The following is a 15,677-nucleotide window of genomic DNA, read 5'->3' on the forward strand; positions in this document are numbered from 1 at the left end:
AACCCCTGAGGCCCGTCGGGCCACAAATGACCCAGATGGACTAGGTCGGCGTGGTCTTCCGCGTCCGCTTACGCGGACTTCTTCTTCTTCTCGGTCTCGCGCGGCACCAGCGTCGGGGCGACCCCGTCGGTGACGACCTCGCCGGTCACGATCACCTTGGCGACGTCGCCACGCGAGGGCACGTCGTACATCACGTGGAGGAGGACCTCCTCGATGATCGCGCGCAGGCCGCGGGCGCCGGTGCCCCGCTCCATCGCGTTCTCCGCGATCGCCTCGATCGCCTCGGTCGTGAACTCGAGCTCGACCCCGTCCAGCTCGAAGAGCTTCTGGTACTGCTTGACCAGCGCGTTGCGCGGCTCGGTGAGGATCTGCACCAGCGCCGGCCGGTCGAGCTTGGTCACGCTGGCGATGAGCGGGAGCCGGCCGATGAACTCGGGGATCAGGCCGAACTTGGTCAGGTCCTCGGGCCGCACCTGCGAGAGCAGGTCCTCGGCGTCGCGCTCGACCTGGCCGCGGACCTCGGCGGTGAAGCCCAGGGTCTTCTTGCCCACCCGCTGCTCGACGATGTGCTCGAGCCCGGCGAACGCGCCACCCACGACGAACAGGATGTTGGTGGTGTCGATCTGGATGAACTCCTGGTGGGGGTGCTTGCGACCCCCCTGCGGCGGCACCGAGGCGGTGGTGCCCTCGATGATCTTCAGCAGGGCCTGCTGCACGCCCTCGCCGGAGACGTCGCGCGTGATCGAGGGGTTCTCCGCCTTGCGGGCCACCTTGTCGATCTCGTCGATGTAGATGATGCCGGTCTCGGCCTTCTTGACGTCGTAGTCGGCGGCCTGGATCAGCTTGAGCAGGATGTTCTCGACGTCCTCACCGACGTAGCCGGCCTCGGTCAGCGCGGTGGCGTCGGCGATCGCGAAGGGCACGTTCAGCATCCGGGCGAGCGTCTGCGCGAGGTAGGTCTTGCCGCAGCCGGTCGGTCCGATCACGAGGATGTTGGACTTCGCGACCTCGACGACCTCTTCCTTGCTGTGCTTGCCCGACAGCGGCTGGACGCCCGCCTGCACCCGCTTGTAGTGGTTGTAGACGGCGACCGCGAGCGACTTCTTCGCCTGCTCCTGGCCGATCACGTAGGAGTTGAGGAACTCGAAGATCTCCCGTGGCTTGGGCAGCTCGTCGAGGCTGACCTCGGTGCCCTCGTTGAGCTCTTCCTCGATGATCTCGTTGCAGAGGTCGATGCACTCGTCGCAGATGTAGACGCCGGGTCCGGCGATGAGCTTCTTGACCTGCTTCTGGCTCTTCCCGCAGAAAGAGCACTTCAGCAGGTCGCCTCCGTCACCGATACGTGCCACGGGCGGTCATCCTCCGGTAAGTCGAGCCCGGTACTTCGAGCTGGTGCAGCAGTGGAGCAGGTCCGGGACCCGAGGGCCCCCCCGACGGTACCGCGTGCCACCCCCGTTCAGGGGCGGGACACGGACACGTCGACATCAGGCGAGTGCCGGGACACCCTTGCGCGACTCGATCACGGCGTCGATGAGCCCGTACTCGACCGCCTGGGCGGCCGTCAGGATCTTGTCGCGCTCGATGTCGGTGCTGACCTGCTCGATCGAGCGGCCGCTGTGGTCGCTGATCATCTTCTCCAGCAGCTCGCGCATCCGCAGGATCTCGTTGGCCTGGATCTCGATGTCCGAGGTCTGGCCGAACGTGCCCTCGGTGTAGGGCTGGTGGATCAGGATCCGGCTGTTGGGCAGCGCCATCCGCTTGCCGCGGGCACCCGCGCCGAGCAGGATCGCGGCGGCCGAGGCCGCCTGACCGATGCACACCGTCTGCACGTCGGGCTTGATGAAGTTCATCGTGTCGTAGATCGCGGTCAGCGCGGTGAAGGAGCCACCCGGGCTGTTGATGTAGATCTGGATGTCCTGGTCGGGGTTCATCGACTCCAGGCACATCAGCTGCGCGATCACCGCGTTGGCGACGTCGTCCGAGATCGGCGAGCCGAGGTAGATGATGCGGTCCTCGAAGAGCTTGCCGTAGGGGTCGATGCGGCGGAAGCCGTAGGAGGTGCGCTCTTCCCACTGCGGGATGTAGTAGTTCATCGGTGTCCCCGTTCAGTTCTTGCTGGTGTGGGCCGGACGGCCCTCGTCGGCGGCCTCGCGGGCGCTCTTGACGACCTGGTCGACCAGGCCGTAGTCCTTGGCCTGCTCGGCGGTGAACCAACGGTCGCGGTCGGCGTCGGCCTCGACCTGCTCACGGGTCTGGCCGGTGTGCTCGGCGATCAGGTCGAGCAGCACCTGCTTGATGTGCAGCGACTGCTGGGCCTGGATCTTGATGTCGGACGCGGAGCCGCCCATGCCGGACGACGGCTGGTGCATCATGATCCGCGCGTGCGGCAGGGCGTAGCGCTTGCCCTTCGTGCCGGCGCAGAGGAGGAACTGTCCCATCGACGCGGCGAGGCCCATGCCGACCGTCGCGACGTCGTTGGGGATGTAGTTCATGGTGTCGTAGATCGCCATGCCGGCGTCGACGGAGCCACCCGGGCTGTTGATGTGCAGGAAGATGTCGGCCTCGGGGTCCTCGGCCGACAGCAGCAGCAGCTGGGCGCAGATCGCGTTGGCGTTCTGGTCGCGGACCTCCGAGCCGAGGAAGACGATCCGCTCGCGCAGGAGGCGCTGGTAGATGTGTCCGTCGAGGTCGTTCATCCCGCCGCCGCCGTTGAGCTGCGGCTGATGAGTCCCCGGGTGCGAGGCGGAGCTGGAGTACTGGGTCACGGGAGCGACCCTAGCCGCAAGAGCCGACAGTTCCACGGGCAACCACCCCCTGTTCGCCAACAGCGGATTTCAGCTCGGCCCGTCTCGCCGGACCCGGTCATGCCAGCCACTCCCGCAGGGCCGTGTGGACCTCCGGGTGGTTGAGCAGGCCGAAGTGGTCGGTGCGCCCCAGGTGCAGCACGGTGGCGTCGGGGAACAGCTCCTGGCCGTACCGGTCGCGTCCGTACGCCGACGGCGGCCGGACCAGCAGGTCGCCGAGGACGTGGCCGACCGGGTGCCGCTCCCGGGCCGTCAGCGTGGCGGCCACCAGCCGGTAGCGCGCGTGCGGCAGCGGCGGGACGTCCTCGGCGAGGCCGGCGACCAGGTCGTGCACGCCGACCGACCGCCAGTCGAGGATGCGGCCGAACGCCGCCGTCTCCGGGAGCCGGGACAGCCCCCGGCTGCCGTGGCCGATGCCGCGTGCGATCGGCGCGCCGAGGTGCGGCGTACCGAGCGTGACGATGTCGGAGACCCGGTCGGTCCAGGGCTCCTCGACCTCGCTGGCGACGGCCCCGGCCGCTCGCAGGATCAGGCCGCCCATGGAGTGGCCGACCAGGGCGACGCGGTCCACCGGCACGGGCCAGGCCTCGACGAGGCGCTGCATCAGCGAGGAGAGCGCGGCGCCGTTCTCGCGCAGCCCGAGGCCGGTGTTGGCGCGCAGGTAGACCGGCGTCCAGCCCTCCTCGGCGAGCATCTCGGCGTACGTCGTGCCGGTGCGCTCGCGCCAGCGCTCCCAGTAGGACTCGTTCTCGCAGAGGCCGTGCAGGAACACCACGAGCCGGCCGGTCGCGCGGGGGTACGCCGCGGCGAGGCCGTCGGCGTCCAGCGGCACGTCGCGGCCCTGGGCGCGGACGGTCGTGCCGAACGCCATGCGCGGGCGCTCCCGCACCAGGCGGTCGCCGATCAGCCCGTTGACCGCGGAGCTCACGAACCGGCCGCGCGGTCCCTCCTCGAGCCGCGGACCCACGCCGGCGGCCGCCACCTTGTCCAGGCCGGCTGACGCAGCGCGGAGGCCCACCGAGACCCCGCCGTACACCGCCGAGGTGATCCGGCGTCCCGGGTAGCCCCCGAACCGGTCCGCCCAGGCGTCGTGCGTGTCGCGCACGCTGCGGACCACCAGCTCGTCGGCGACCTCGGTGAGCAGGGACAGCGCGTCGAGCACGCCGGGTCCGGATGCGCGTGTCATGCCGTGACCATACCCGCGGTATGTGCTGGTGGCGAGATCGCCGGGTCGCGGGTTTCACCGGGTGCCCGGTGAAACCCGCACGACACGCCGGGGCGGATCGGCGTGTCGTGCGGCTTTCGGCTGACAAGCCCGCCCCCCGCCCCCAACGCCGACGACCCGCCCGGACCGAGGTCCGAGCGGGTCGACGTACGACGGGGCCCGTCAGGCGGGCGCGAGGATCAGGCCTCGGCCTTCTCCTCCTCGACGGGCTCGGTGACCTCGGCCTCGACGACCTCGGCCGCCTCGTCCACGGGCTCACCGATGGTGCCGTCGGGGCGCAGGTTCTTCAGCTCGACCACGTTGCCGGAGGCATCGGTCACGACGGCCGACTCGACGATGCGGGCCAGCGCCTTGCCGCGCAGGATCTCCTGCACCAGCTCCGGGATGTGGTTGTGCTCGAACATGTGGTTGGCGAACTCCTGCGGGTCCTCACCGGACTGCTGGGCCTTGCGGACCATGTGCTCGGAGAGCTCCTGCTGGTCGATGCCGAACTCCTCGACCTGCGCGATCTCGTCCAGGATGAACTGGGCGGTCACGGCGTCGCGGACCCGGCGCTCGAGGTCGGCCTCGAACTCCTCGACGGTCTGCCCCTCGTCCTCGAGGTACTTCTCCATCGTCACGCCGGCGTACGCGAGCTGCTGCTCGAAGCTGCGGCGACGGGCGGTCAGCTCGTCGGCGACGATCGTGTCGGGCAGCGGGACGTCGACCGTCTCCAGCAGCGCCTCGAGGACGGCGTCGCGAGCGGCGGCGGCCTGCTCGAGGCGGCGGCCGCGGCCGAGCCGCTCCCGGACGTCCTCGGTCAGCTCCTCGACCGTGTCGAACTCGGAGGCCAGCTGGGCGAACTCGTCGTCGAGCTCGGGGAGCTCCTGCTCCTGCACCTGGGTCACGGCGACCGCGACGTCGACGCCCTCGCCGACCAGGTCACCGCCCACGAGCTGGGAGGTGAAGATCTTCTCGTCGCCGGCGGCCAGGCCGACCAGCGCCTCGTCGAGACCGTCGATCATGCCGCCGCGACCGACGCGGTAGGACATGCCGGAGACCTCGGCGCCGTCGACGACCTCGCCGTCCTTGGTCGCCTTGAGGTCCATGACCACGAAGTCGCCGTCGGCGGCCGGGCGCTCCACGTCGATCAGGGTGGCGAAGCGCTCACGGAGCGCCTCGACCTGCTCGGAGACGTCCTCGTCGCTGATCGCGATGTCCTCGACGGAGGCGGTGACGCCGTCGTACGTCGGGAGCTTGATCTCGGGCTTGACGTCGACCTCGGCGGTGAACTCGAGGGTCTCGTTGTCCTCGAACTTGGTCACCTCGATGTCCGGCTGCGCGAGCGGCTGGAGGTCGTTGGCCTGCAGCGCCTCCACGTACTTCTGCGGGACGACCTCGTTGACGGCCTCCTCGAGGACCGCGCCGCGGCCGACCTGGCGGTCGATGACCGCCGGCGGGACCTTGCCGCGACGGAAGCCGGGGACGTTGATCTGCTGGGCGATCTTCTTGTACGCCGCGTCGAGGCTCGGCTTGAGCTCCTCGAAGGGCACCTCGACGGTCAGCTTGGCCCGAGTCGGGCTCAAGGTCTCGACGGCGCTCTTCACAGGCTTTCTCCTACTGTTCGGTGATGGTGCTGGGGATGGGGGTGCGCGTGCTGGTGCAGTCGGGGCGACAGGACTCGAACCTGCGATCTCCTGCTCCCAAAGCAGGCGCGCTAGCCACTACGCTACGCCCCGCCAAGTGGGGTCCCGGGCGCGCCGGTGGCGCGCTCACGACCCTGCTTGGAGCGGATGACGGGAATCGAACCCGCGTAATCAGTTTGGAAGACTGGAGCTCTACCATTGAGCTACATCCGCGAGCCCGGGGCCGAGGCCCCAGGGCGGATGCAATCGTGCCACATGCGGGGGTCCCGACCCCAACCGGGACGACGGGGCTCAGCGCCGGTGGACCAGCACCAGCGCCCGGTCGTCGTTGCGGGAGCCGAGTGCGTCGACCAGCCGGTCGGCCCCGCCCTCGAACTCGCCACGCAGCAGACGCTCCGCGTGGCCGAGCATCCGGTCGATCCCGATGCCGATCTCGCGACGCGCGGTCTCGACCATCCCGTCGGTGTAGAGGAGCAGCGCGTCGCCGGGGCGGAGCACCCCCGCGACCGGGATGAACTCGGCGTCCTCGATCAGGCCGAGGACCGGGCCCTCGGCCTCGTGGACCGTCCAGCGGCCGGAGCCGGCGTCGAGCTGGGCGGCCGGCGGGTGCCCGGCGGTGCGCACCTCGAACCTGCCGGTGACCAGGTCCAGCGAGAGGTGGACGGCCGTCGCGAAGCCCTCCTCCCAGCCCTGGCGCAGCAGGTAGTCGTTGGCGGCGGGCAGGAAGTCGGGTGGCGCGAGCGCGCCGAGCAGGCCGCCGAACGCGCCCGACAGCAGCAACGCGCGGGTCCCGGCCTGCTCCCCCTTCCCGGACACGTCGACGACGACGATCTCGAGCCGGTCGGCGTCGGGCGTGCCGACGGAGACCATGAAGTCGCCGGCGAACGGCGTACCACCGGCCGAGCGCAGCGCGGTCTCGGTGAGCCAGCCCTCGGGGAGCGGCGGGATGACGCCCTGGCTGAGGATCCGGTCGCGGAGGTCGACCAGCATCGACTCGCCCTGGACCCCGGCGACCCCGAGCCGGGAGCGACGGAACGACGTCAGCAGCACGATGAAGCAGAGCAGGTAGAGGATCGTGATCGCGAGCACCTGCTTGGCCGTGATGTTCGGCTGCACCGAGATGGCCAGCATCAGCATCACCATCACGAGGACCACGAACCACGGCAGCTGGCGCGGGCCGAGCAGCAGGCTGCCGAGCAGCAGCGGGACGATGAGCACCGTCATGGGCGCCGTGTCGGGCCAGATCAGCACCAGCACCGTCACGACGACGCTGAGCGCCACCAACGCGATCAGCGTCCCGTTGCCGCGCGGCACGATGCGCCGGCGTCGGCGCGCGACCTTCAGCCGAGACGGGCTGGCGGCCCGGTCCGCGTCGCTACGAGCGGTCATTCGTCGTCGTTCCTCGTCCTCGGGTGCGCTCACTGTAGTGCTCGCGAGCGGTACCTGCGCTGGCAATGGGAGCACCAGAAGAGGTTGCGTCCCTGCAGCTCCGCGGTGCGTACGGCGCGGCCGCACACGTGGCAGGGCATCCCGTTGCGGCGGTAGACGTAGACCTCTCCCCCGTGGTCGTCGCGACGCGGCGGGCGCCCCATCGCCTCCGGCGTGTGCTCGTCGCGCACGGTGTCGATCCGGCCGGTCCGCACGCCCTCGCGCATCAGGACGACGAGGTCGTCCCACATCGCGCGCCACTGCCCGACCCGCAGCGTGTTGCCGGGTCGGTAGGGATCCATCCGGTGCCGGAACAGCACCTCGGCCCGGTAGACGTTGCCGACGCCCGCCAGGACCGACTGGTCCATCAGCAGGCCGCCGATCGGCGCCTTGCTGCGCCGGATCCGGTCCCAGGCGACACTCGGGTCGGCGTCGTCGCGCAACGGGTCCGGTCCCGACCGGGCGACGATCGCGTCGCGCTCGGCCAGGGTGAGCAGCTCGCAGGCGGTGGCACCCCTCAGGTCGGCGTACGACGAGTCGGCGACCAGCCGGAGCCGCACCTGGCCGACCGGTTCGGGGACGACGGGGGCGTCGGCGTGGACGTCGAACTTCCCGTAGAGGCCGAGGTGCACGTGCACGAACCGGTCGCCCGGGAAGGCGACGAAGAGGTGCTTCCCCCACGCCTCGGCCCCGAGGAGCACCTGTCCGTCGACCTGGGCGGCGGAGCCCGCGAACCGTCCCTGGGGGCTGCTCGCCTCGACCACCCGGCCGCCGAAGGTCGCGGTCAGCTCGTCGGCGAGACGGTGGAGGGTGTGCCCCTCAGGCATCGGACGGGCGCGGGGGCAGCGGCGGCAGGTCGCCGGTCCGCTCGTACGCCGTCAGCTCGTCGATCCGTCGCTGGTGCCGCTCGGCGCCGGAGAAGGGCTCCGCGAGGAAGAGCTCGATGAACCGGGTCATGTCCTCGATCGGGTGCATCCGGCCACCGACCGCCACCACGTTGGCGTCGTTGTGCTGGCGGCCGAGCAGGGCCGTCTCCTCCGACCAGGCCAGCGCGCAGCGGATGCCGGGAACCTTGTTGGCGGCGATCTGCTCGCCGTTGCCGGAGCCGCCGATCACCACGCCGAGGCTGTCCTGGCCGGCCGCCCGCTCCTCGGCGACCGCCGTTGCCGCGCGGAGGCAGAAGACGGGGTAGTCGTCCTCGGCGTCGTACCAGAACGGCCCGTGGTCCACGGGCTCGTAGCCGTGCTCGGTGAGCCAGGCCGTCAGGTGGTCCTTGAGGTCGAGTCCGGCATGGTCGCAGCCGAGGTGCACGCGCATGCGGCCATTCTCTCAGTCCTGCTGGTGGAGGAACGCGGCGGTCTGGCGCAGCAGCGCCTCGGCGGCCGGGAAGACCGCGGTGTGCCGCCAGAACCCGTGCAGCTGGCCGAGGTAGCGGGTCGCGGTCACGGCGACCCCGGCATCCGCCAGCAGCCCGGCGAGGTGCTCCCCCTCGCCGCAGAGCGGGTCGTGCTCGGCGGTGACGACCAGCGTCGGCGGCAGGGTGTCGAGCCGGTCGGAGAGCAACGGCGCGAGGTCGGGGTCGTCGTAGGCGTCGGGCGTCGCGGCGTACTGCTCCCAGTACCAGGCGGCCTCCCGCGGGTCGAAGCCGTCGGCACGGGTGCGGTAGCTGTCGAAGCCGGCCCGCGGGTCCAGGAAGGGGTAGATCAGCACGGCCGCCCGGAAGCGGCCGAGGTGGCGGAGCGCCGCGACCAGCGCGAGGTTGCCGCCCGCGCTGTCGCCGTGGACGTACGCCGGCCCGCTCAGCCCGAGCCCGCCGGCCTCCCGGTCCAGCCAGCCGACGACCGTCGACACGTCGTCCGGCGCCGCGGGGAACCGGTGCTCGGGAGGTCGCCGGTAGTCGACGCTGAGCACCGACATCCCGGTCCGGTTCGCGAGCCGCCGGGCGGCCGCGTCGTGGACGTCGACGTCGTTGAAGACGAAGCCGCCGCCGTGCAGGTGCACGACGACCGACGCCGCCCGGTCCCCGGTCGGGCGGTAGAGCCGCACGGGTACGCCGTCGGCGTCGAGGTCGCGCACGTCGGCGACGTCCTCACGCGGCTCCGCGGCGGCGACGGCACGGGCCTGCGCCCGGGCCGCGTCGATGTCGTAGCCGTCGGTCCAGACGGGGGTCTCGCCGGCGACGAGCTCGAGGGCGCGCCGGGACTCGGGGAAGAGCATGGGCCGACGGTAGTGCCCTCAGTCCTCCGCGAGCACGACCACCCGGTCGCCCGGGACGACCCGGAACGTCTCGGACTTGGCCGGGTTGACCCGGACCCCGAAGGCGCTGGTCCCGTCGGACAGGGCCTCGGACTTGTAGCCGATCGCGGTCTCGCCGCGACGGGTCGCCCCGGCGACCACGGTCGCGAACTCGACCTCGGACCCGGGCTCGACGTACCACTCGGCGGGCCGCAGGTAGATCTCGCTGCCCTCGTCGCCGAGCAGCTCGCTGAAGACCGCCTCGAGCCGGTGGTCCTCCGAGAGCTGGGTGACCAGCAGGCTGACGATCTCGCCGCTCACGACGACGTCGTCGACGTGCGCGACCTGCGCGAGCACCCGGTTGCGGTCGTCGAGCATCTCGCTGACCACGGGCGTCGCCGAGCCCATCCGGGCCAGGATGTCGCGCACGTGCAGCAGGGTGACGAGCGTGCGGGCGTCGGCGGCCTGGACGTCCAGGTCGTCGGAGTAGCAGAGCACGATCACCTGGTCGAGGTCGGCGCCCAGGTGGTGCTCGAGGGTCGCGCGGTCGGTGGTCGAGGCCTGGACCACGGTGACGTCGAGGTTGTTCATCGGCGGCAGGACGTCCGGCGCGTACGACGTGACCACGGTCAGGCCCGAGCCGGCCGGCGCGTACTTGTCGAGCTCGCGCAGGACGATCCCCGCCCGCTCGTTCCAGCCGATCAGCACGGCCCGGGTCGGGTGGTCGTCGAAGCCGAACGACGTGCCCAGCCGCGTCAGGTCGGGGCGGGCGAGCGCGTCCGGCTCGCCGCGCAGGGTCGAGTCGTCCTCGGCCACCACGATCAGCGTGCAGCCGTCGACCACGGTCTCCGGCGGCGGGTTCAGCTTGGGCCCGTCGTCGGAGATGACCCCGATGACGCCGGCCAGCTCGTAGGCGAGCAGCGCGTCGGCGTACGTCGCCCCGGCGGCCAGGCCGTGGTCCTCGAGGAAGTAGATCTCGTCCCCGCCGTAGTCGAAGAGCTCGGTGTAGACGGCGGCAGCGCCGGACTGCCGCGACGTCTGCACGACGAGCTTGGCGACGGTCTCGCGGATGTCGAGGAGCACCGTGCGGTCGGCGCCGACCAGCCGGGCGGCCTCGAGGTTGGTGGGGTTGCGGATCTCGGCGACGATGCGCGGGCCGTCGGGGCCGTCGTGGGTGAGGGCGAGCAGCGTCTTGATGACCTCGCTGTCCGGGTCGTCGGACGTCTCCGGCGCGAGCAGGATGACCGAGCGGGCGGTGCCGTGGCTGCTGAGCGCGAGGTCGTCGAGGTCCATGGGCGAGCCGGACCGGCAGATCACCCGGGTGCCGAGCAGGTCGGGGACCTTGGCCCGGATGATCTCCTCCATCTCGACCTTGTCGCGGTCGGCGAGCACGACGATCACCGGCTTCCTGCGGCTCTCGTTGGCCAGCGTCAGCTCCCGGATGATCGTGAAGATCGAGTCCGACCAGCCGAGGATCACGGTGTGGTCGCTCTCGAGGACCGTGGAGCGGCCGCGCCGGAGGTCGGCGAGCTTGGCATCGATGCCGGTGGCGATGACACCGATCAGCGCGCTGACGATGAAGAGGCCGGCGATGGTGAGCACCAGCATCGTGAGCAGGAACTGCCAGGATCGGTCGCCGTCACCCGCGACCGTGCCCGGGTCGAGCGCGTGGAAGAGGTTCTGCATGAGGTCGCGGAAGAACGGCTTGGCCGGATCCCCGGTGGGCCGGAGCCGGAAGATCGCGACGATGACCGTGAACGCCACGATCAGCACCAGCGTGGTCACGCACAGCCACGCGATCAGCGCAGGCGTCCCGCGCGACATGCTGTTGTCGAACTGGTAGCGCAACCGCTCGCGGAGCTTCGGCTCCTCGCGGTGCCGGCTCCGCGCGATCGGCGTCGACCGCTCGGTCGGCTTCCCCATCGCCGTCTTCGTGCGCTGGCGTGCTTGTAGGCCCGTGCGTGCCATCTCATCCCCCACGTTCGCTGTTCCTCGGAGAATGGTCGCGCACCACAGGCACCCGGGCACCGGTTTCCGGTGAACTCCTGGGTCGTCGCACGGTACGGCGTGCCACGATGCGCCCATGGACCTGTCCCGCGCCCGCATGGCCGTCGCCGCCGGCTTCCTCACCCAGGGCCTCATCCTGCTCAGCCTCACCACCCGGCTGCCGGACTTCCAGGACAAGTGGCACCTGTCCGACGTCACGCTGTCACTGGTCCTGCTGATGATGATCCTGCTCGCCGGGGTGGGCTCGGTGGTCGCCGAGACGCTCGCGAAGCGGCTCGACAGCGCCCTGCTGCTGCGCTCGGGGCTGCTCCTCATCGCGGTGGCGCTGCCGGTGATGTGCCTGGCGCCGACGATGGTCGTCTACATCGCCGGCATCGCGGCGTACGGCGTCGGGCTCGGCATCGTGGACGCCAGCACCAACATGCAGGCGGTGGCGCTCGAGCACCGCTACGGGCGCCCGATCCTGCCGTCGTTCCACGGCGCGTGGACCCTCGGCGGCGTGGTCGGCGCCGGCATCGGCTTCGCCACCGCCGAGCTGCCGGTCGAGGTCAACGCCCTGGTCGGGCTGATCCCGCTGGCCGTGGCCTTCGGGCCCTTCCTGCCCCGCGACCACGGACCGACCGAGCTCCCCACCGAGGTGGCCGTGCCGTGGCGCCCGATCATCCTCGTCGGCGTCGCGATGGTGCTCTTCTACATGGTCGACACCGGCGTCCAGACCTGGGGACCGCTCTTCCTCGACCACACCTTCACGACACCGGAGAGGTACGTCGCGCTCTCGGCCCTGGCCTACCTGCTGGCCAGCGGCGCGGTCCGGATCGCCGGCGACCGGCTGGTCGCGAGGGTCGGTGTCGTCCCGATCCTCCGGGTCGGCGCCGTGGTCGGTGCGGCCGGCCTCGCGGGCGTCGTCTTCTCCCCCACGTGGCAGGTCGCGGTGCTCGGGTTCGCCGTCCTGGGCGCCGGCGTCGCGGTCGTCGCGCCCCTGAGCTTCTCCGCCGCGGCCCGGATCGCGGGCGCCGCGGAGGACGGCGTGGAGTTCTCGCCCGCCGTGCGCCAGGCCCGCGTGGACGCGGTGATCGCCCGCTTCAACCAGTTCAACTACGTCGGCGCGCTGCTCGGGTCGGTGATGACCGGCCTCGTCGGGCAGGACTCGCTGCGGATCGGGTTCGCGGTCCCGATGATCCTGGTGCTCGGCATCATCCCGCTGGCGCCGGCGTTCGCCCCGAAGATCATCGCGCTGACCACCCGCCCCCGCTAGCTCGGTGCGGGGCCGCTCCAGTTCTTGTCCGGCTGGGGCACGGGCCGGCCGGGCTGCTCGCCGCCGCGGGCCTCGAGGTAGCTGTCCTTCGGCACCATCACCTTGCGGCGGAAGATGCAGACGACCTTGCCGTCCTGGTTGTAGCCGATGGTCTCGACGTGGACGACGCCCCGGTCGTCCTTGGACTTGCTCTCGGTCTTGTCGAGGACGGTGGTCTCGCCGTACAGCGTGTCACCGTGGAAGGTCGGCGCGACGTGGCGCAGCGACTCGACCTCGAGGTTCGCGATCGCCTTGCCCGAGATGTCGGCCACCGACATTCCGAGCAGGATCGAGTAGACGTAGTTGCCGACCACGACGTTCTTGCCGAACTGCGTGGTCTCCTCGGCGTAGTTGGCGTCGAGGTGCAACGGGTGGTGGTTCATGGTGAGCAGGCAGAACAGGTGGTCGTCGTACTCGGTCACCGTCTTGCCGGGCCAGTGCTTGTAGGTCGCGCCGACCTCGAACTCTTCGTAGCTGCGTCCGAACTGCATGCGCACACTCTGCCCGCCCGGGACGCGCACCGCACCATGGGCTATCTCACGGGAAGGGCGCCGACTAGCTCCCGCCGCCGCCGGCCTTGCGGCGGTGCAGCTTCGGAGCGTTGTCCGCGACCTCGGACCCGTGCGCCTTCTCCTGCAGCGGGCCGTCCTGGTGGACGCCCTTCTCCTTGGAGTTCTTCCGGTCCAGGGCCTCGCGCATCTTGGCCTTGAGGTCGTCGTTGGTGCCGTGGGAATCCGTCATGTGGCCCAGCCAAGCACGCCGGTGGGCAGGCGTCGACGGTTTACCCTCGGCCGGACGTATCCTCCTGCGCATGGGGGAGGACGGTGCGGGTCGCACGACGCCCGGGTGGGTCCACAACGCCGCCTCCGTCGCCGTCGGCCTGCTGCTCGTCGCGGTCCCGGTCGTCGTGGTGGCCTACGGGCACTTCGCCGACGACGACAAGCCCACGAGCCGGGCCCCTGTCGGTACGCCGAGCGGCCCCACGCCGTCGGGCTCCGTCTCGGTCTCCTCCGCTCCCACCACGGGACCGAGCCCTGACCCGCTGCCGACCGCCACCGGTGAGACCTGCGTGCCGGGCAGCCTGACGAACCTCACGGTCGTCTCGTTCAACATCGAGTCGGCCCACGCGGCCGACGGGAGCGTCCAGCTCGAGCTGCTCGCCAGGACGCTGAAGTCGTGGAAGCCCGACGTCGTCCTGCTGCAGGAGGTCGACAAGGACCAGCTGCGCACCGGCCGCGTCGACATGGCGTCGTACCTCGGTCAGAAGCTCGGCTTCAGCTCCACGTTCGGCCCCAACATGGCCGGCCGGGCGGGCGGGCAGTACGGCACCGCCCTGCTGTCCCGCTACCCGATCAAGAGCGTCGAGAACACCCGTCTCCCCCGCCTCCCCGGCGACGAGCAGCGCGGCCTGCTGCACGCCGTCCTCGACGTCGACGGGGCCGACCTGAGCGCGTACGTCGTCCACCTGCAGCACACGTCGACGCGAGCCCGGATGAGCCAGATCACCACGATCCGCCGGCTGGTCGCGCGCGACCCGCTGCCCAAGGTCATGGGGGGTGACTTCAACGCCCACCCGGGCTCCAGCGTGATGGCCGTCGCCCGGACGATCGCCACCGACACCTGGCCCCTCGTCGGGTCGGGCCCCGGCCTGACCGTGCCCCGGATCGCCCCGCGGGCCCGTATCGACTACCTGCTGCAGACGGGTCTCGTGCCGGTGAACATGCAGGTCCTGACCCCGCCGCTGTCGGACCACCGGGCCCTGTGGGCCAGGTACGGCTTCAGCACGACCGGCGCGGTGTGCCTGCCGTCCTTCGGCTGAGCGTGCCGGGCGGGCTCAGCCCTTGAGCTTGTACTCCTTGAGCAGGCTGCGGCCGATGATCATCTTCTGGATGTCGGACGTGCCCTCGCCGATGAGCATGAACGCCGCCTCGCGGTAGAGGCGCTCGATCTCGTACTCCTTGGAGTAGCCGTAGCCGCCGTGGATCCGGAAGGAGTCCTGGACGACCTCGTTGCAGTACTCCGAGGCCACCATCTTGGCCATGCCGGCCTCGACGTCGTTGCGCTCGCCGGCGTCCTTCTTGCGGGCGGCGCGCACCATCATCGCGTGGGAGGTCTCGACCTTGGTCGCCATCTCCGCGAGCCGGAAGAGGATCGCCTGGTGCTCGGCGATCGGCTTGCCGAAGGTCTCGCGCTGCTGGGCGTAGGCCACCCCGAGCTCGAAGGCGCGGTTGGCGATGCCGACGGCCCGGGCCGCGACGTTGACGCGGCCGACCTCGACGCCGTCCATCATCTGGTAGAAGCCCTTGCCCGGCTCGCCACCCAGGATCTGGTCGGCGGAGATCCGGTGACCCTCGAACACCATCTCGGTGGTGTCGATGCCCTTGTAGCCCATCTTGTCGATCTTGCCGGGCACCGTGACGCCCTGCGCGGTCTCCCCGAAGCCGGGCTCCTTCTCGACCAGGAACGTCGTCATGTTCTTGTAGACCGAGTCGTTGCCCTCGTCGGTCTTGACCAGGACGGCGACCAGGGTGGAGGAGCCGCCGTTGGTCAGCCACATCTTCTGGCCGGTGATCTCGTAGCCCTCAGCCCCGTCATCCAGCTGAGTCCTGGTCGCCTTGGTCTTGATCGCCGCGACGTCCGAGCCGAGCGAGGGCTCCGACATCGAGAAGGCGCCCCGGACCTCGCCGGTCGCCATCTTGGGCAGGTACTTCTGCTTCTGCTCCTCGGTCCCGTGCTTCATCAGCATGTAGGCGACGATGAAGTGGGTGTTGATCACGCCCGAGACGCTCATCCAGCCGCGCGCGATCTCCTCGACGCACAGCGCGTAGGTCAGCAGCGACTCCCCGAGGCCGTCGTACTCCTCGGGGATCATCAGCCCGAAGATGCCGAGCTCCTTGAGTCCCTCGACGATCTCGGTGGGGTACTCGTCGGCGTGCTCGAGCTCGGTCGCGACCGGGAGGATCTTCTCCTCGACGAACGTCCGCACGGCCTTCAGGATCTCGGCCTGGTCGTCGTTCAGTCCTTCGGTCTGGCACAGGCGGCCCATGATGTCCCCTCGT

15 protein-coding genes and 2 tRNA genes are annotated in these 15,677 nt (G+C 70.6%); 2 read left to right on the forward strand and 15 right to left on the reverse strand.

Annotation, left to right across the window (positions count from 1 at the left end; genetic code table 11):
- Positions 1-68: 68 nt before the first annotated feature.
- From clpX to ABEA34_RS04480, 12 genes are all read right to left on the reverse strand, one after another.
- Entirely contained in the window at positions 69-1,349 is a 1,281-nt protein-coding gene (gene clpX, locus ABEA34_RS04425; protein WP_345519652.1) for an ATP-dependent Clp protease ATP-binding subunit ClpX, read from the reverse strand.
- Between the two features lie 135 nt (positions 1,350-1,484).
- Positions 1,485-2,093 carry an ATP-dependent Clp protease proteolytic subunit gene (locus tag ABEA34_RS04430; protein WP_345519654.1) on the reverse strand — a complete coding sequence of 203 codons (609 nt, stop codon included), beginning with the start codon at positions 2,091-2,093 and terminating at the stop codon, positions 1,485-1,487.
- A gap of 12 nt (positions 2,094-2,105) precedes the next feature.
- Positions 2,106-2,696, reverse strand: coding sequence for an ATP-dependent Clp protease proteolytic subunit (locus ABEA34_RS04435; protein ID WP_345522757.1), 591 nt, complete (start codon positions 2,694-2,696; stop codon positions 2,106-2,108).
- A 166-nt stretch (positions 2,697-2,862) separates the two neighbouring features.
- Entirely contained in the window at positions 2,863-3,990 is a 1,128-nt protein-coding gene (locus tag ABEA34_RS04440) for an alpha/beta hydrolase (protein ID WP_345519656.1), read from the reverse strand.
- A gap of 218 nt (positions 3,991-4,208) precedes the next feature.
- Complete coding sequence (gene tig, locus ABEA34_RS04445; RefSeq protein ID WP_345519658.1) at positions 4,209-5,615, reverse strand: trigger factor; 1,407 nt, start codon at positions 5,613-5,615, stop codon at positions 4,209-4,211.
- Positions 5,616-5,674: 59 nt separating this feature from the next.
- Positions 5,675-5,747, reverse strand: a tRNA-Pro gene (locus ABEA34_RS04450).
- A 46-nt stretch (positions 5,748-5,793) separates the two neighbouring features.
- Positions 5,794-5,867: transfer RNA gene (locus tag ABEA34_RS04455), tRNA-Gly, on the reverse strand.
- Positions 5,868-5,945: 78 nt separating this feature from the next.
- Positions 5,946-7,043, reverse strand: a complete 1,098-nt coding sequence (locus tag ABEA34_RS04460; protein WP_345519659.1) for a PP2C family protein-serine/threonine phosphatase — start codon at positions 7,041-7,043, stop codon at positions 5,946-5,948.
- A 29-nt stretch (positions 7,044-7,072) separates the two neighbouring features.
- A complete protein-coding gene (locus ABEA34_RS04465; protein ID WP_345519661.1) occupies positions 7,073-7,909 on the reverse strand; it encodes an Fpg/Nei family DNA glycosylase in 837 nt (278 codons plus the stop codon).
- Positions 7,902-8,399 (reverse strand): ribose-5-phosphate isomerase, encoded by a 498-nt coding sequence (locus tag ABEA34_RS04470; protein WP_345519663.1) that lies wholly within the window; start codon positions 8,397-8,399, stop codon positions 7,902-7,904. Before ABEA34_RS04470 ends, ABEA34_RS04465 begins: the two co-directional genes overlap by 8 nt.
- A 12-nt stretch (positions 8,400-8,411) precedes the next feature.
- Positions 8,412-9,299 (reverse strand): alpha/beta hydrolase, encoded by an 888-nt coding sequence (locus tag ABEA34_RS04475; protein WP_345519665.1) that lies wholly within the window; start codon positions 9,297-9,299, stop codon positions 8,412-8,414.
- 18 nt (positions 9,300-9,317) lie between these two features.
- A complete protein-coding gene (locus ABEA34_RS04480; protein WP_345519667.1) occupies positions 9,318-11,240 on the reverse strand; it encodes a CASTOR/POLLUX-related putative ion channel in 1,923 nt (640 codons plus the stop codon).
- A 160-nt stretch (positions 11,241-11,400) separates the two neighbouring features.
- On the opposite strand from ABEA34_RS04480, the gene ABEA34_RS04485 reads away from it, so the two are divergent.
- Positions 11,401-12,579 (forward strand): MFS transporter, encoded by a 1,179-nt coding sequence (locus tag ABEA34_RS04485; RefSeq protein WP_345519669.1) that lies wholly within the window; start codon positions 11,401-11,403, stop codon positions 12,577-12,579.
- Here the strand turns inward: ABEA34_RS04485 and ABEA34_RS04490 are convergent.
- Together ABEA34_RS04490 and ABEA34_RS04495 are read right to left on the reverse strand one after the other, a co-directional pair.
- The gene (locus tag ABEA34_RS04490; RefSeq protein ID WP_345519671.1) at positions 12,576-13,109 is read right to left on the reverse strand and encodes a MaoC family dehydratase; all 534 of its coding nucleotides are present in this window, start codon (positions 13,107-13,109) and stop codon (positions 12,576-12,578) included. The genes ABEA34_RS04485 and ABEA34_RS04490 overlap by 4 nt on opposite strands.
- A gap of 64 nt (positions 13,110-13,173) precedes the next feature.
- Entirely contained in the window at positions 13,174-13,359 is a 186-nt protein-coding gene (locus tag ABEA34_RS04495; RefSeq protein WP_345519672.1) for a DUF5302 domain-containing protein, read from the reverse strand.
- Between the two features lie 70 nt (positions 13,360-13,429).
- Between ABEA34_RS04495 and ABEA34_RS04500 the strand changes: the two genes are divergently transcribed.
- Positions 13,430-14,437, forward strand: a complete 1,008-nt coding sequence (locus ABEA34_RS04500; protein WP_345519673.1) for an endonuclease/exonuclease/phosphatase family protein — start codon at positions 13,430-13,432, stop codon at positions 14,435-14,437.
- Positions 14,438-14,452: 15 nt separating this feature from the next.
- On the opposite strand, the gene ABEA34_RS04505 is transcribed toward ABEA34_RS04500, so the two are convergent.
- Entirely contained in the window at positions 14,453-15,664 is a 1,212-nt protein-coding gene (locus ABEA34_RS04505) for an acyl-CoA dehydrogenase family protein (RefSeq protein ID WP_345519674.1), read from the reverse strand.
- Between the last annotated feature and the right edge of the window lie 13 nt (positions 15,665-15,677).

Origin of the sequence: Nocardioides conyzicola (assembly GCF_039543825.1) — a bacterium.
Lineage (GTDB): Bacteria > Actinomycetota > Actinomycetes > Propionibacteriales > Nocardioidaceae > Nocardioides > Nocardioides conyzicola.

Coding starts and splice junctions, on each gene's coding strand:
- ABEA34_RS04430 (WP_345519654.1), bottom strand. CDS start 2,093: ATGAACTACTACATCCCGCAGTGGGAAGAGCGCACCTCCTACGGCTTC.
- ABEA34_RS04435 (WP_345522757.1), bottom strand. CDS start 2,696: ATGAACGACCTCGACGGACACATCTACCAGCGCCTCCTGCGCGAGCGG.
- ABEA34_RS04440 (WP_345519656.1), bottom strand. CDS start 3,990: ATGACACGCGCATCCGGACCCGGCGTGCTCGACGCGCTGTCCCTGCTC.
- ABEA34_RS04460 (WP_345519659.1), bottom strand. CDS start 7,043: ATGACCGCTCGTAGCGACGCGGACCGGGCCGCCAGCCCGTCTCGGCTG.
- ABEA34_RS04465 (WP_345519661.1), bottom strand. CDS start 7,909: ATGCCTGAGGGGCACACCCTCCACCGTCTCGCCGACGAGCTGACCGCG.
- ABEA34_RS04470 (WP_345519663.1), bottom strand. CDS start 8,399: ATGCGCGTGCACCTCGGCTGCGACCATGCCGGACTCGACCTCAAGGAC.
- ABEA34_RS04475 (WP_345519665.1), bottom strand. CDS start 9,299: ATGCTCTTCCCCGAGTCCCGGCGCGCCCTCGAGCTCGTCGCCGGCGAG.
- ABEA34_RS04480 (WP_345519667.1), bottom strand. CDS start 11,240: ATGGGGAAGCCGACCGAGCGGTCGACGCCGATCGCGCGGAGCCGGCAC.
- ABEA34_RS04485 (WP_345519669.1), top strand. CDS start 11,401: ATGGACCTGTCCCGCGCCCGCATGGCCGTCGCCGCCGGCTTCCTCACC.
- ABEA34_RS04490 (WP_345519671.1), bottom strand. CDS start 13,109: ATGCAGTTCGGACGCAGCTACGAAGAGTTCGAGGTCGGCGCGACCTAC.
- ABEA34_RS04495 (WP_345519672.1), bottom strand. CDS start 13,359: ATGACGGATTCCCACGGCACCAACGACGACCTCAAGGCCAAGATGCGC.
- ABEA34_RS04500 (WP_345519673.1), top strand. CDS start 13,430: ATGGGGGAGGACGGTGCGGGTCGCACGACGCCCGGGTGGGTCCACAAC.
- ABEA34_RS04505 (WP_345519674.1), bottom strand. CDS start 15,664: ATGGGCCGCCTGTGCCAGACCGAAGGACTGAACGACGACCAGGCCGAG.